Below are 15423 nucleotides of genomic sequence, written 5' to 3' on the forward strand. Positions count from 1 at the left end.
ATCTCGGAGCCTCGATCATGTCTATTCCTCAGTCCGGCGGCGGGCCCATAGAGCACCACGATCAACTGGCCCAATATCTGGCAGATGGCTGCAAGCCGAAAGAAGATTGGCGCATTGGCACCGAGCATGAAAAGTTCGGCTATTGCAAAGATACGTTGCTGCCATTGCCGTATGAGGGGCCACGCTCTATCCGGGCGATGCTGGAAGGTCTGCGGGATCGGCACGATTGGACCCCCGTCACCGAAGGCGGCAAACTGATCGGGCTGGAAAAGAACGGCGCGAATGTATCGCTTGAACCGGGCGGTCAGCTGGAATTGTCGGGTGCCCCGGTCGAAACCATTCACGAGACCTGTGACGAGGTGAACATCCACCTGCGCGAGGTCAAGGATGTGGCCGATGATATCGGTGCCGGTTTTATTGGCCTTGGTGCCGCACCGATCTGGACCCACGAGCAAATGGATCTGATGCCCAAGGGGCGTTACACCTTGATGAATGACTACATGGGCCGCGTGGGCACGATGGGCCGCATCATGATGCGGCGGACCTGTACCGTGCAGGTGAACCTCGATTTCGGCTCAGAAGCGGACATGATCAAGAAGATGCGGGTCGCCTTGGCGTTGCAGCCAGTGGCAACCGCGCTTTTTGCCAATTCACCATTTTTCGAAGGCAAGATAAACGGCTACAAATCCCTGCGCAGCCGCGTGTGGCGTGATCTGGATGCCTCACGCACCGGCACCTTGCCATTTGTATTTGAGGATGGGTTCGGGTTTGAGCGTTGGGTCGAATATGTGCTCGATGTGCCGATGTACTTTGTGTATCGCGATGGCAAATACATCAACGCGCTGGGTATGTCATTTCGTGATTTCATGCAAGGAAAGCTGCCGGCCTTGCCCGGTGAAATGCCGACACTAAGCGACTGGGCCGATCATTTAACCACCGCGTTCCCCGAAGCCCGGATGAAAAAGTTCATCGAGATGCGGGGGGCCGATGGCGGACCATGGCGGCGGCTTTGCGCTTTGCCGGCGTTTTGGGTTGGGCTGATGTATGATCAATCCGCATTGGACGCTGCATGGGATCTTGTCAAAGGGTGGAACAGCGCTCAGCATGATGCGCTGCGCGTGGCAGCCTCGGTGGACGGTCTGCAGGCCAAAGTGACAGGCATCAACATGCACGACATCGCCCGCGAGGTTGTAGCCTTGTCTGATGCGGGCCTCAAGGCGCGTGCCCGCGTTGGCGCGGGTGGCATGGTGCCGGATGAGACCCATTTTCTAAATGCGCTCAAAGAGAGCATTGAAACCGGCAAGGTCCCGGCAGATGAACTGCTGGATGACTACAACGGCAAATGGAACGGCGATCTGAACCAGATTTATGCGGACTACAGTTACTAGCTGCTGCCGCTTTTGGCCAGAACACGGGTTTGGTAGAGCGACCGGATTTCTTCTTTCTGGTTGATCCGAAGCTGTGCCTCTTGTTCCGGGCTGCGTTCATAAAGGTATTTGTATCCGGCAAACGGATTGGCCGATTTGGGACCTTCTACAAGAGTCTTGTGCTTGCGTTTGCCCGCCCCAAAGCTGTTTTCATCAAGCTCTGATGGAGAGATCATAAAAAAGAAATGCAGCATGATCGCGACAAACGGTGTGGCGATCATGACCACCATGACCAACAGCATCGTCGAGGTCAGCGCTGGCTCTTTTTGCATTTCTTTGGCGATGTTTGAAATTCCGCCTGCCACATCTGGGGCTGGCACATTTGCTTGCATCTCGGCGAACAACGCCCAGATCGCGTCCCAGCCAATCGCATTTAAAATCGCGGCCACCGCAAAAATGCTGTTCCAAATGCTGTCGCTATCCACACCGCCAAATGCCATTCCCATTCCGACAGCAGCCATTGCGCCTGCGTCGCCGCCCACGTTTGAGGTAAGGATCGCCGATCCAAGGCCGAGGATTAAGACCAATCCAGAGCTGACTGCAACAAAAGGCAGTTTTGCCCATTTCCCGCTTTTTCCGCTGTCATGAAGCCGCCGCACGGTCAGAGACAGGCGCGGGATGAAAGTGATGATGAAAAGCATCAACGATTCGTAGTAGAACGGATTGAGCGGTGGTACTTCGCGGGCGAGAAGGAAGCCCCAGAATGCGTGCGCATCGCCTGGAACCATCACAAGAATCAGCAACCAGATGACGGGCATGACGCACCAATACTCAAGTGGCGAAGCGCGGTCGTCAAACTTCATTGCCTTGAAGGCAAAGTTCTCAAAAAAGGAAAGGAATTTCTTCATCTGCCAGCGCCTTCGCGATCCCAATATTGATTACTATCTAAAATTGAAATTCGCTCAGATTGAGGCGAGGTTTTGGCGAGTCCGGCGCAAGATTAATGTTTAAGGCGAGTATTGTTGAACTATTATGATTGGTCTGAACGCTGGACACGCAGACCTACCCAATCTTGGCGGTCAGCACCTTTATCGCAATTGCCCCAAACGCCAGCGCAAAGAAGCCCTCAAACCAACGTTTTGCACGGGCGTATGCCGATGCCATGGGTGCTGAGGAAAAGATCACGGCGTAAAGGTGAAACATGATCAGGCTTTGGATGCCGACGGCGACGATCACCGTGATCAAAGCGGCGGGTGGCGTGCCAATGGGAATGCCGATCGCATAAAGCGCGCCAAAGAATAAAATCGCCTTGGGGTTTGTCAGGTGCAGTGCCAGGCCTTTTGCATAGGCGCGGCACGGGGTGGTCAAGGGCAGCGGATTGGTCGTCAGCTTGTTGCCATACCATGCGGATCGCGCGGCTTTGAGCGCCAGCCACATAAGATAGGCCGCACCTATATAGCGCGCGACCTCGAACATCCACGCGTTTGCCGCCATCACGGCCCCCAAGCCAAAGGCCGCGGACACCGACCAGATAAACGACCCTGTCGTCACCCCCGATGCCAGCGCCAGACCTGCGCGGCGGCCAGACGACATGGAAGTGCCGGCAATGGCCAGGGTGGCTGGTCCGGGACTGCCTGCGGCGATGAAGGCGGCAAATAAAATGACGGGCAGGTTCACATCGGTCATGATGCACCGACCTCGGTTTGGCCCGGATCAGGCTGATAGCCCCGCAAAAAGGCCATCACCTTTTCCGCAGGCATTTCGCACGGATAAAGGAGCGGCCCGGCCGCCAATTCATAAAAGTTCAGGCTGATGTAATCAGGCCCGCCCAGTTCCTCGGCCACCAATTTCGCTGAACGGCCATTGTTAAAGATGCTGCGTGTGGCGACATATCGTTTGCCATGCGCGGTGCCAGTGCTGGTTCCGATCGGCAGCGCCGCAAGCCGTGCGACCACATCATCCGGCGGTGTCACACTTTTTGGCCTATCTTCGGCTCAACACCCGCTTTGATGCGTTTCATATTGGCGCGGTGCCGCCAGAAAACCAGAAGGGTCAGCGCAGCACCAAGCAAAAGCGCAGTTCCATACCCCAGAAATACCATCAGGAAAGTCGACGCCGAGGCTGCCGCCAATGCACCCATTGACGAAATCCGACTTGCTGCTGCGGCAATCAACCAGACAATGCAGCATCCGACACCAACAGGCCATGCCAAGGCCAGCAAAATACCCAGAAACGTTGCCACCCCTTTGCCACCGCGAAAGCCCAGCCAAACCGGATAGCAATGGCCGATCATGGCAGTCAAGGCAGCCACTTGCGCTGCATCCTCGCCCGCCAACATCCGCGCCAACAGGACCGCAACGGCCCCTTTGCCGCCATCCAATAACAACGTCAGCGCTGCGGCTTTCTTGTTGCCGGTGCGCAGAACGTTGGTGGCCCCGATATTGCCTGACCCAATTTCTCGCAGATTGCCCAGACCCATGTAGTTGGTCACGATCATGCCAAAAGCGATGGATCCGATCCCATAACCAATCACAGCCCAAAGGATCAAAACTGCAAGTGAACTGTCAATTATTGGCATCAAGAGCCCTCGTAAACACATGTTCCGGCAACGTAAGTTGCAAGCACCTTACCCTGCATCCGCGTCCCGTCAAATGGCGTGTTGCGCGATTTTGACCGCAGCGTGGACCGGTCCATCACAAAGGGCGCATCGGGATCAAACAAAACCAGATCGGCAGGGGCACCAGCGCGCAAACGACCTCCTGGCAGGCCAAGGCGTTTTGCAGGATTCAACGACATCGCGCGCCACAGGGTCGGCAGATCCATCAGCTCTGCATGCACAAGTCGCATGGCGGCGGGCAAAAGCGTTTCCAGACCTACGGCACCTGAGGCCGCTTCTTCAAAAGGCAGGCGCTTGGATTCCTCATCCTGCGGCGTATGCATGGAACAGATAATATCGATTAATCCGCTCGCGACGGCCTGGGCCACCGCGATGCGGTCGTCCTCATCCCGAAGCGGCGGTTTGAGCTTAAAGAACGTGCGATAATCAGCCACATCGAGGGCGTTCAGTGTCAGATGATGGATGCCGATGCCCGCAGTAATATCCAGCCCATTATTCTTGGCGCGTTCCAGCGCGGGCAGGGCGCGGGCTGTGGTGATCTGATCAGCATGGTACTTTGCACCCGTCATCTCGATCAGGGCGATGTCACGGTCCAACCCCATGCGTTCGGCCATGGGAGAGACGGCGGGCAAGCCACGCAAAGAGGCGAATTTCCCGGACGTCGCGGCAGCCCCTTTGCTCAAGATCGGTTCTTGAGGATGGGCGATCACCAATGCGCCAAGGCTGCGGGCATAGGTCAGGGCGCGCGCAAACACCTTGGTATCGGTGATCACACGGTCGCAATCGGTGAAGGCGGCGGCACCTGCGTCCATCAGAAAACCAATTTCGGTCATCTCGCGGCCTGCGCGCCCTTTGGTCAGGGCGGCCATCGGCACGACGTTCACTGGTGCCGCTTCGTTGGCGCGGCGGGTGACGAATTCCAATACCTCAGGGCTGTCGATGGCGGGCTCTGTATCGGGACGGGTGATCATGGTGGTCACGCCCCCCGCCGCCGCCGCCATACCAGCGGATCGATAGCTTTCCTTGTGCCGCTCACCCGGTTCGCACACTTTGACACCCAGATCGACAATGCCAGGGGCAAGGTATTTGCCCTTGCAGTCGATCACTTTGGCATTTGCGGGCAAAGGGGCCATATCAGCCGAAATTTTGCTGATCTTTCCTTGATCCACGCTCAGCGTGCCGGATGTGATCCTGCCGCTTTCGGGGTCGATCAGCTTGGCATTGGTAAAATGCAGCGTCATGGCGGGCCTTTTGGTCAAAATGCAATGCTTTGGGCATGTCTTGCCCGAAAACAGGCTGTGAACCAAGGGGCGATTGTATTTGAAAGCCCCGAACGTCTACACAGGTTTGGCCGCATTGATCTGTGCTGCAGTTTCCGCAGGATAGGGCAGATACCGCAAAACGATCTGCTGGCCCGAGGTCAGTTGCACGACGACATTGCTGCCCAAGCGCCTGAGTGCGCGGTCTATCTCAGTCAACGGGATGCGCGCACTGCCGTCCTGGCCCTCATGTATCAAATGCCCATCGCTGATCTGCCAGCGGTCGTATTTCACCGCGCGCCACCGCAGTATGTCATCAAAGATGAAGCCAAGTGTCAGCGCAAGCGCAGTGGGGAAAACCCAGAAGATGGGCGCGTCAAAATAAAGGGAAACGCCGGTTCCCAAAAGCGCCAGCAGTGCAAAGGTAACGCCACCCACGATCAGGGAGCGGCGGACAAAAACGGCTTTCTTTGGGGCCCAACTGAGGCCATCCACAGAAACGCCGCCCGGCACGTCAGCCAACCCAAAGCATCAGACCCACAACGCCAAAAGCCACAATAAGCGCGATCATCGCAATACGGCCGGACATTTTTGGATCGGGTTTTGGTTCTTGCATAGGACCTTCCTAGCCCAAACGCAGGTCTAATTCCAGCGGGTTAACCCAAGGCCCACCAAAGGATCAAAGCGAGGAGTACAACAAGTCCAACCACAACCAATGATCCACCTGCGGCCTTTTTGGGCGGTGTCGAAGGCGCGTCGCTGGGCACACCCGTATAGGGTGCCGCGGCCTCGCTTTCCAACGCAATCGTTGTATGGTCGGCCTGTTCTTGTGCATACGTGCCGATCAGGGTGAGTTCAGGTATCGGATCCAGTTTGGCCTCGGCCCCGCCAAAGGCCGAAGAATAAACCACCATCACCCAACCATCGACTGCTGCCAGTTTTGCAGCATCCTGAGTAATTTCTTCTTCATTCGCATCAGCACCCTCGCGCAGATATCCGGCCAGACCCAGCGGCCCTAAATCACCTACTCGAATGACTTCGACGTTCTTGGCGTCGATAAAACTTGTTCCAAGCGCGCGCTCTTGAGGATGTGGGCCATCGGTGGGCGTTGGGCGATCAGTATAATGCAACGCTTGGGCCGCATCATCAGACATTGACAGCGCAAAGACACGCAGTTTGCCGTGTTCATTTTTCGGAACCGTAATTTTTGACATCAGATAACCTCGCTCTGCTACATCAACCCGCATCAAGCAGTTTGGTTCACATCCGCAGTTATTTAATGCCGCTGCGCAGGTTGCGCGCCAGCAGGTCCATGACCGCCATGCGCACGGCAACGCCCATCTCGACCTGATCCTGAATAACACTTCGGTTGATGTCGTCCGCCAGAGTCCCGTCAATTTCGACCCCGCGATTCATCGGGCCCGGATGCATGACAATGGCGTCTGGTTTTGCATGGCCCAGCTTTTCTTCATCAAGCCCGTAGCGGTGATAATATTCCCGCTCTGACGGGATAAAACCGCCGTCCATGCGTTCACGTTGCAGGCGCAGCATCATCACCACATCCACATCCCTAAGCCCCTCGGCCATGTTGTCGAAAACCTCGACCCCGAACTGATCAATCTGCGACGGCATAAGCGTGGGCGGCCCAATCAGTCGGATGCGGTTTTCCATCTTACCCAGCAACATGATGTTGGACCGTGCCACACGGCTGTGCGCGATATCGCCGCAAATCGCGATGCTGAGCCGGTGCAGGCGGCCTTTGGCGCGGCGAATGGTCAATGCATCCAACAGCGCCTGGGTCGGGTGTTCATGGCGGCCATCCCCGGCGTTGAGCACCGCACAATTCACCTTTTGCGCCAGAAGGTCGACAGCACCCGATTGCGTATGGCGCACGACCAACAGATCGGGATGCATAGCGTTCAGCGTCATTGCCGTATCAATCAGGGTCTCGCCTTTCTTGATCGACGACGCCTGCATGGCCATGTTCATCACATCCGCACCCAGCCGTTTGCCAGCAATCTCAAAACTCGCCTGCGTGCGCGTCGAGTTTTCAAAGAACATATTGATCTGTGTCAGCCCCTTAAGCGCATCACCATGCTTTGATGGCTGGCGGTTCAGGTCAGCATAGGTGTCGGCCAGATCAAGGACCGTGGTGATATCGCTCTGCGACAGTTGTTCGATACCCAAGAGATGGCGGTGGAGGAATGTCATTGCGTGCGCCTTTTCCGTTCGCCGCTTTATAGGCGGCTGCGGTGATGGACAGCAAGCGCCGCGCCAAAGGAACTTTGCGCTCTGGGTGAAGATACGGAGCCAATTGGAAGCAGGGGATTTAGGTTCCGCCGCAAGGGGCATAGATTGGAAGTATGGAATCGGCAAATACATACTGGGCAGACCGGGCCTTGCTGGAATGGCAGGTCGAACTGGGCGCGACAGAGGCAATCTGTGACGCACCGGTGGACCGGTATGACGTGCCCGCAGCGGTAGTGAAACCAAAGACAGCGCCCTCTCCGGTCAATTCGATTGATGTATCACCTGAAAAACCCGATGCGGTACAGGTCGCGACCCAAGCGGCGTCGGCAGCGCAGACCCTTGACGAACTCAGCGCCGCGCTCGGACGGTTTGATCTGTGCGATTTAAAGAAAGGGGCCCGCAATCTGGTATTCTCTGACGGTATCGCCGGTGCGCGGGTGATGATCGTGGGCGAGGCACCGGGTCGGGATGAGGATCTTGCCGGTAAACCCTTTGTTGGCAAGGCAGGGCAATTGCTGGACAAGATGCTGGCTGCGATCGGGCTGGGGCGGGACCGGGCGGATGCCCCTGTTTACATCACCAATGTATTGCCGTGGCGGCCACCGCAAAACCGTGACCCCAAACCTGACGAAATCGCGATGATGCGGCCCTTTTTGATGCGGCATATTGAGCTGGCAAAGCCGGAACTGATTGTTATTGTTGGGAACTGGTCGTGTCAGGCCCTGCTTGGCAAGCGCGGCATCACGCGGCTGCGTGGGCAATGGACACAAGCGGCGGACTTGCCTGCACTGCCAATGTTCCACCCTGCGTATTTATTGCGCAACCCTGAGGTCAAGCGCGAAGCCTGGGCGGATTTACTAAGCTTAAAGGCGCGGTTGCGCGATGGTTGATCCGCTTACCCTTGCTGCATTTATACCGGTTGCATTGGCGCTGAACCTGACACCGGGGGCGGATATGATGTTTTGTCTGGGGCAGGGGCTGCGCTCTGGACCGCGCGCGGCCATCGCGGCCAGTGCGGGCATTACACTGGGTGGCATGGTGCAGGTGGCCTTGGCGGGGCTCGGTCTTGGCGCACTTGTGGCGGCTCTGCCTTGGGCCTTTGATGTGATCCGCTGGGTCGGTGTTGCCTATCTGCTGTATCTGGCGGTTCAGGCATGGCGCTCCTCCCGTGCAGCAGCGCGAGAAGGGCAGGGAATGAGTGTCACCCGTGCCTTTGGAACTGGGTTCGTTGTGAACCTGACAAACCCCAAAGTGATCTTGTTTGTATTGGCCTTTGTGCCACAATTTGTCGTACCAGAGGCGGGGAGCGTTCTGGTTCAATTCCTGATTTTTGGCGCGGTTCTGGGCGTCGGCGGGTTTGTCATTAACGGGGCTGTTGGTGTTTTCGCCAGCGGCATTGGCAGGCGCATGGCACGCGGTGGCAGGGCCCTTGGCTGGATCACAAGTGGGATATTTGTGGCCCTCGCGGCGCGATTGGCAGTATTGGAGCGAACATGAGCACCTTGGATACAAGCAAGGAATTTATTCCTGTCCGCATTGCGATTCTGACAGTCTCAGATACTCGAGAGGCGTCGGATGATCGCTCAGGCGATGTTCTTGCACAACGGATTGAGAGCGCCGGACATGTTGTGGCCGCGCGCCATATTCTGCGCGATGAAAGGGCATTGATTGCAGATCAGCTGCGCAGCTGGTGCGATGATGCGGCGATTGACGTTGTAATCAGCACGGGCGGCACCGGATTGACGGGCCGCGACGTGACGGTTGAGGCGCACAGGGATGTCTATGAAAAAGAGATTGAGGCATTCGGAACTGTCTTTACCATCGTGTCGATGGAAAAAATTGGCACCTCAGCGGTCCAAAGCCGTGCCACGGGTGGGGTGTCAAATGGGACCTATCTTTTTGCCCTGCCGGGCAGTCCGGGGGCGTGCAAGGACGCGTGGGACGCGATCTTGGAAAAGCAGTTGGATTATCGGCATCGGCCCTGCAACTTTGTCGAGATTATGCCACGCCTGGATGAACATCATCGACGCAAGTGACCCAAACGCTGGCCCAAAAGGGCGGCAATCCGATGGGATTGGATGGCCTGAGGACATAAAATCGACGGAATACCTGTTTAGTTTCGTATCATAATAGTGACTTGGTATTTTTTTGGTGTCCGCTAGATTACCATCTGCACGTCGCTTTCTTGGCTTAATGATCGGAAGAAGATGCGTTTTCTGCGACAAAGTATGATTGGTTTGTTTTTGGCCGCAGTCTCATTGGGGCTGCTGGTCTTTGCCGGCTATCTGATCAGTGGGGCGGTGCAGGATCGCATTTCAGACGAAACAGTGACCCCTCCTGCGCGCGAACGCGTCTTTGCAGTCAATGTGCGTGTCGCTGTCGCGGAAGACGTGGTGCCCATTCTTGAAACATTTGGCGAAGTGAAAAGCCGCAGACTATTGGAGTTGCGGGCCAGCGGTGGTGGCGAAATCATTGAAATTGCAGATGATTTTGAGGATGGCGGTAAGGTGCGCGCAGGACAGGTCTTGGTGCGTCTGGACCCGGCTGACATGCAATCCTCCGTTGACCGGGCCGCCAGCGATGTTGCCGACGCCGAGGCCGAAGGTAGGGATGCCGCGCGCGCCCTTGAACTGGCCCGCGACGAACTCATCGCTGCCGAAGAACAGGCGCAACTGCGCGCGCGCGCGTTTCAACGTCAAAGCGATCTGGCCGAACGTGGGGTGGGCACAGCGATTGCAACCGAAACGGCGGAACTTGCGGCGTCTGCGGCGCGACAGGCCGTATTGTCGCGCCGCCAGGCAGCCATTCAGGCTGAGGCGCGGATCGATCAGGCTGCGACCCAACTGACGCGCGCCCGTATCGCATATGCCGAAGCAGAACGGCGCATGGATGACACGACGATCACCGCCCCCTTTGACGGCACTTTGTCCGCGACAAATGTGGTGGTTGGGCGTTTGGTTACCGGCAATGAGCGGCTGGCGGAACTGATTGATCCAGATGATCTTGAGGTGTCGTTCCGTGTGTCCACCGCACAATATGCGCGGTTGCTGGATGAAAACGGCGCGATTGTGCAGGCCGATGTTACCGCAATTCTGGATGTGGTCGGCATTGACCTTAGGGCCAGTGGCAAGATCACAAGAACAAGTGCGGCGGCGGGTGAAGGCGCGACAGGGCGGCTGATCTTTGCAGCATTGAATGACGCAGCGGGCTTTAAACCCGGCGATTTTGTCACAGTCCAGGTCCGCGAGCCGCTGTTGCAGGAGGTGGTGCGATTGCCAGCCGCCGCCGTGGATGCGCAGGGGCAAGTGTTGGTTCTGGGCGAAGACAACCGCCTGGAAAGCGCTGACGTAGAGGTATTGCGCAGGCAGGGCGACGATGTATTGGTGCGTGGCCCGATTGTAGATCGAGAAGTGATTGAGGCACGCTCACCGCTGTTGGGTGCCGGCATCCTGGTCAAACCTTTGCGTTCGGATGGGGCACCCGTCCCAGAGGCACCGGAAATGGTTGAGCTGACGCAAGAGCGCCGCGCCAAGCTGATGGCATTTGTCGAAAACAACAAACGCATGCCGAAAGAGGCCAAGGAGCGGGTCCTGGCACAGCTCTCAAAACCACAGGTTTCTGCCAAAACAATTGCGCGGATCGAAAGCCGGATGGGGGGATAAGCGATGGCGCGTCCTATTCCCAAATCAGCCGGAGGATTGCTGTCCTATTTTACCCGGCACCGGACCGTGGCGAACTTGCTGCTGGTGGTGTTGCTGGTGGCCGGGCTGGCCGCTGCGCCAAACATGCGCGCGCAATTCTTTCCGGATGTGATCATCGACAATGTTACTGTCGAAACAACGTGGTCTGGCGCTGGCGCTGAAGATGTAGACGCTGCAATTGTGCAGGTTCTGGAACCGGTGTTACTGGCAATCGAAGGGGTTGAAAGCACGAGCAGCACGTCGCGCGAAGGGCGCGGCGTGGTGGTGCTTGATTTTGAACCGTCTTGGGATATGGCACGTGCTGCTGCTGATGTGCAAACGGCCGTGGACGCTGTCACAACCTTGCCTGAAGACGCTGAAGAGCCTTATGTGCGGCGCGGTGCATGGCGAGACCGGGTAACAGATGTGGTTATCACCGGGCCGATTGCACCCGCACAATTGGGCCGCTTTGCAGATGAATTTGTGACGCGGCTTTTTGCGGTCGGTGTGACGCGGACCACAATCCAAGGGGTCGCCTCACCTGAAACTCTGGTCGAAGTGCCATCCGCAAAATTGATCGCGTATGACATAAGCATGGCCGATATCGCTGGTGCCATTGCGGCGGAAGTTGATGCCGATCCGGCCGGCGATGTGGCAGGGGCCAATGCACGGGTACGCACCGGGACCGCCAAACGAAGTGCAACCCAAATTGAGGGTATTGTTCTGCGTTCAAATCCGGATGGGTCCAAATTGACCATCGCGGATGTTGCGCAGGTTCTCACCCAAAGCGTTGATCGCAAACGAAGCTTTTTTGTGGGTGCCAACCCGGCAATGTCGGTGCGCATAGACCGATCAGATGGCGGTGACGCGATCGCGATTCAGGAAAAAGTCGAGAAGGTCGCGGGTGAATTGGCGGCAAGCTTGCCTGCCTCGGTATCGGTTGAATTGATCCGCACGCGGGCCGCCGCGATTACCGGGCGACTGGATCTGTTGATTGACAATGGCCTCATGGGATTGGGGTTGGTTGTGACATTGCTGTTCTTGTTCCTGAACGCCCGCACGGCCTTCTGGGTCGCCGCAGGTATACCGGTGTCGATGGCGGCGGCAATTGCGTTGATGTATGCGGGCGGGATCACCATCAATATGATCTCGCTTTTTGGGCTGATCATCACGCTGGGCATCGTGGTTGATGATGCGATTGTGGTGGGCGAACACGCCGACCATCGCTTTAAAGTCCTCGGCGAAAGCGCGATGGAGGCGGCGGAAAATGCGGCCCGTCGAATGGCCAAGCCGGTTTTTGCGGCCACGCTGACCACCATCATCGCCTTTTTTGGGCTGATTGCTGTTGGGGGGCGGTTTGGCGATCTGATCAAGGACATCCCTTTTACGGTGATTGCGGTGCTGGCCGCATCTTTGGTCGAATGTTTCCTGATCTTGCCCAACCACATGGCCCACGCGATGCGCGCGGCGCGGGCGGAACATTGGTACGACCTGCCGAGCCGTGTGGTGAACCGTGGCTTTGTCTGGGCGCGCGAAAAACTGTTCCGACCATTTATGGCGGGTGTGATCATGGCGCGGTATGTGGTGCTGGCAGGCGTCGTCGTGGTGCTGGCCAGCCAAGTGGCGTTGTTTATCCGTGGCGATGTGCAGTGGCGCTTTTTCAACGCGCCAGAGCGGGCTTCTGTCACTGGCAATTTCGCGATGGTCGAAGGGGCAAGCCGCGCCGATACGCTTGAGATGATGCGCGAAATGCAGCGTGCGACCGAAGAGTTGGGCGCAGAATATGCCGAACGCTATGGCACCAATCCGCTTGATTACGTGATGGCGCAGGTTGGCGGCACTACGGGCCGGGGGTTGGCAGGTGCGGACACCAAAGATCCGGATTTGCTGGGCGGGATTTCGATTGAACTGATCGACGCCGATCTGCGCCCCTATTCCAGTTTTGCGTTTGTTGGGGAGTTGCAGGATCGGGTGGTAAATCATCCGCTGGCCGAAACGGTCAGCTTTCGGCGCTGGCATTCCGGGCCGGGCGGTGATGCGCTCGATGTTCAGTTCTACGGTGCAGACACAGATACGCTGAAAGCTGCATCTGAGGATCTGCAGGCTGCAATGCGCCAATACCCAGAGGTCAGTGCAATTCAGGATAATCTGGCCTATGACAAAGAGGAATTGATCCTCGATTTGACCGCACAGGGTCAGGCGCTGGGCTTCACCATCGACGCGCTGGGCCGCGCCTTGCGCAATCGTCTGGGCGGGATTGAGGCCGCAACGTACCCCGACGGGCCACGATCGGCAGCCATCCGTGTTGAATTGCCAGAGGGCGAATTGACAGCGGATTTTCTGGATCGAAGCCAGATGCGCACGCCAGATGGTATTTATGTGCCGCTGGCCGATATTGTGAGTGTGACACGCCGCACGGGTTTTAGCACAGTCAGACGAGAAAACGGCATTCGGCTGATTTCAGTCACAGGCGACATATCCGAAGACGATCCGGCGCGTGCAACGGAAATCACCCGAGCGCTGGCCGACGATATTCTGCCCCGCATTGCATCGGAACGTCAGGTCGAATTCCGCCTTGCAGGACTGAGCGAGCAGGAAGACCAATTTCTGAACGATGCGCTGACCGGGTTGATCCTGTGTCTAACTGGGATTTTTCTGGTGTTGGCCTGGGTCTTTGGGTCGTGGACCCGCCCTATGGTCGTGATGGCCATCATCCCATTTGGGTTGGTCGGCACGATTTACGGCCACGCCCTTTGGGATGTTCCGTTGAGCATGTTCACGGTAGTTGGCCTTTTGGGCATGACCGGGATCATCATTAACGACTCTATTGTCCTCGTGACGACGATTGACGAACACGCTGAAACGCGCGGATTGGTCCCATCAATCATTGATGGGGCAGCCGATCGGTTGCGGCCTGTTATGCTGACCACCATGACAACTGTGCTGGGGATGGCACCGCTCCTTTATGAGCAAAGCCAGCAGGCGCAATTTCTCAAACCGACGGTGATCACGTTGGTATATGGCCTGGGGTTTGGCATGTTTTTGGTGCTATTGGTGGTGCCCGCGCTGATCGCTGCACAACATGATATCGCCCGCCAAATTGCCGCCATGCGGCGCGGTGTTCGCGCGCCTGTTGGCGGCTTGCGCTGGGGGATGTCGGCGCTGTGGGCCGTGATCATCGGCTGGGGCGCACTGACCCTTGGCTGGGCGATCTGGCAGGGACAGATTTATCCCGGACTGGCACAGCTCTTACCGACATTTGCCGACCTGTCGGCACTCACAGAAGCCTTGATCCTGTTCGTCATCGGTGCGGCTTTGGTTGCTTTGTTGGGCTATCTGATCGGGGCACTGGCATTTGCCATGCAGCGCCGAGCAGGCTCAAATCCGGCACCTTAACCGGGGGTGCACCCTTGAATTTCAACCGCATGTTTTTCCCCCAGCACGGTGATAAGAATGGCTGAGCGGTCAATGGCCAACGCCCCGCCATTGGTTGATGACAGGTCCCCTATGGCGGTCAGATGCCTGCCATTGCGGCTGCTGTCTGTTTCACTCATCCACATATTGGGCTGACCCGGTTCGATCACAACAACCTCGCGTCCGCCCGCCGAAGGGACGTTCAGCCGGGTTTCGATCTCCAATCCATTGGCCGTCGGCCGCAGGGAACAGGTCGCTGATTTTACGCCCGCTTCTGAAGCGGAATAAGCGCGGGCAGCAAGAGCAGCGGCAATCGAGGGTGTCGGGTTGCGACTTGTAGTGTCCAAAGTCGCGCGCAACGACAACTGCTGCGGCACGCAAATATCGCTGCACACGCCGATGTCGAGGTCGGCATGCAATGTGACCGGCTTGCCGGAACTGCGGGGCGCAATGGTGATCGGCAAAATCAGTTCATTTGCATACCCAATCGTGCGCACGCCACCTGTGCGAAACACACTTGGCGCGGGCCATGTGATGCCGACACCACCCAGGTTGGATGACCCGGACCAGTCAAAGTGTGGCGGAATCCCGTTGTCCCCGGGGCTGCGCCAATAGGTTTTCCACCCCGGTGCCAGCGTCAGTTTTATGGCGGCCACGCGGGTGCCGTCGGCCTGCTGCCATCCGGTCAGAATTTCACCGGTGACAGGGGCACCACTCTGGGCTTGTGCTGTCGCAGGAACGGCAAGCAGTCCGAGGAACAAGGCGCTGATCAATGATTTCATCATATTTCATAAATGCGTCAATCCAACCCGGCTGCCAAGTCACGTTTGTATCAT

15 protein-coding genes are annotated in these 15423 nt (G+C 57.4%); 6 read left to right on the forward strand and 9 right to left on the reverse strand.

The annotated features are described in order from the left end of the window. The first annotated feature begins 17 nt into the window (after window positions 1-17). Window positions 18-1388: a glutamate--cysteine ligase gene (locus tag C1J02_RS03305; protein WP_114877145.1), complete on the forward strand. Its 1371-nt coding sequence runs from the start codon at window positions 18-20 to the stop codon at window positions 1386-1388. Here C1J02_RS03305 and C1J02_RS03310 read toward each other — a convergent pair. The 8 genes from C1J02_RS03310 to C1J02_RS03345 form a co-directional block, all read right to left on the reverse strand. Beyond that, the gene (locus C1J02_RS03310) at window positions 1385-2275 is read right to left on the reverse strand and encodes a DUF805 domain-containing protein (RefSeq protein WP_114877146.1); all 891 of its coding nucleotides are present in this window, start codon (window positions 2273-2275) and stop codon (window positions 1385-1387) included. The genes C1J02_RS03305 and C1J02_RS03310 overlap by 4 nt on opposite strands. 154 nt (window positions 2276-2429) lie before the next feature. Continuing rightward, window positions 2430-3053, reverse strand: a complete 624-nt coding sequence (locus C1J02_RS03315) for a LysE family translocator (protein ID WP_114877147.1) — start codon at window positions 3051-3053, stop codon at window positions 2430-2432. Then, entirely contained in the window at window positions 3050-3340 is a 291-nt protein-coding gene (locus C1J02_RS03320) for a hypothetical protein (protein ID WP_205389853.1), read from the reverse strand. The genes C1J02_RS03315 and C1J02_RS03320 overlap by 4 nt, the downstream gene beginning before the upstream one ends. Next, a complete protein-coding gene (plsY, locus tag C1J02_RS03325; RefSeq protein ID WP_114877148.1) occupies window positions 3337-3945 on the reverse strand; it encodes a glycerol-3-phosphate 1-O-acyltransferase PlsY in 609 nt (202 codons plus the stop codon). Before plsY ends, C1J02_RS03320 begins: the two co-directional genes overlap by 4 nt. Beyond that, the gene (gene pyrC / locus C1J02_RS03330; RefSeq protein ID WP_114877149.1) at window positions 3945-5225 is read right to left on the reverse strand and encodes a dihydroorotase; all 1281 of its coding nucleotides are present in this window, start codon (window positions 5223-5225) and stop codon (window positions 3945-3947) included. The genes plsY and pyrC overlap by 1 nt, the downstream gene beginning before the upstream one ends. Before the next feature lie 96 nt (window positions 5226-5321). Continuing rightward, window positions 5322-5765, reverse strand: a complete 444-nt coding sequence (locus tag C1J02_RS03335; protein ID WP_162798217.1) for a hypothetical protein — start codon at window positions 5763-5765, stop codon at window positions 5322-5324. A gap of 134 nt (window positions 5766-5899) precedes the next feature. Then, window positions 5900-6457: a hypothetical protein gene (locus C1J02_RS03340; protein WP_114877151.1), complete on the reverse strand. Its 558-nt coding sequence runs from the start codon at window positions 6455-6457 to the stop codon at window positions 5900-5902. Between the two features lie 58 nt (window positions 6458-6515). Beyond that, window positions 6516-7454: an aspartate carbamoyltransferase catalytic subunit gene (locus C1J02_RS03345; protein WP_114877152.1), complete on the reverse strand. Its 939-nt coding sequence runs from the start codon at window positions 7452-7454 to the stop codon at window positions 6516-6518. A 152-nt stretch (window positions 7455-7606) separates the two neighbouring features. Here C1J02_RS03345 and C1J02_RS03350 point away from each other — a divergent pair, with 152 nt between their 5' ends. The 5 genes from C1J02_RS03350 to C1J02_RS03370 all read left to right on the forward strand — a co-directional run bounded on the left by C1J02_RS03350 (window position 7607) and on the right by C1J02_RS03370 (window position 14569). Next, window positions 7607-8383 (forward strand): uracil-DNA glycosylase family protein, encoded by a 777-nt coding sequence (locus C1J02_RS03350; protein WP_114877153.1) that lies wholly within the window; start codon window positions 7607-7609, stop codon window positions 8381-8383. Continuing rightward, window positions 8376-8990: a LysE family translocator gene (locus C1J02_RS03355; RefSeq protein ID WP_114877154.1), complete on the forward strand. Its 615-nt coding sequence runs from the start codon at window positions 8376-8378 to the stop codon at window positions 8988-8990. Before C1J02_RS03350 ends, C1J02_RS03355 begins: the two co-directional genes overlap by 8 nt. After that, window positions 8987-9529, forward strand: a complete 543-nt coding sequence (moaB, locus tag C1J02_RS03360; protein ID WP_114877155.1) for a molybdenum cofactor biosynthesis protein B — start codon at window positions 8987-8989, stop codon at window positions 9527-9529. Before C1J02_RS03355 ends, moaB begins: the two co-directional genes overlap by 4 nt. Window positions 9530-9700: 171 nt before the next feature. Further along, window positions 9701-11155, forward strand: coding sequence for an efflux RND transporter periplasmic adaptor subunit (locus C1J02_RS03365; protein WP_114877156.1), 1455 nt, complete (start codon window positions 9701-9703; stop codon window positions 11153-11155). 3 nt (window positions 11156-11158) lie between these two features. After that, window positions 11159-14569, forward strand: coding sequence for an efflux RND transporter permease subunit (locus C1J02_RS03370; protein ID WP_114877157.1), 3411 nt, complete (start codon window positions 11159-11161; stop codon window positions 14567-14569). Here the strand turns inward: C1J02_RS03370 and C1J02_RS03375 are convergent. Beyond that, window positions 14566-15372: a protein-disulfide reductase DsbD domain-containing protein gene (locus C1J02_RS03375; RefSeq protein WP_114877158.1), complete on the reverse strand. Its 807-nt coding sequence runs from the start codon at window positions 15370-15372 to the stop codon at window positions 14566-14568. The genes C1J02_RS03370 and C1J02_RS03375 overlap by 4 nt on opposite strands. Window positions 15373-15423: the final 51 nt, after the last annotated feature.

This window comes from Sulfitobacter sp. SK011, from assembly GCF_003352065.1.
Classification (GTDB): Bacteria; Pseudomonadota; Alphaproteobacteria; order Rhodobacterales; family Rhodobacteraceae; genus Sulfitobacter.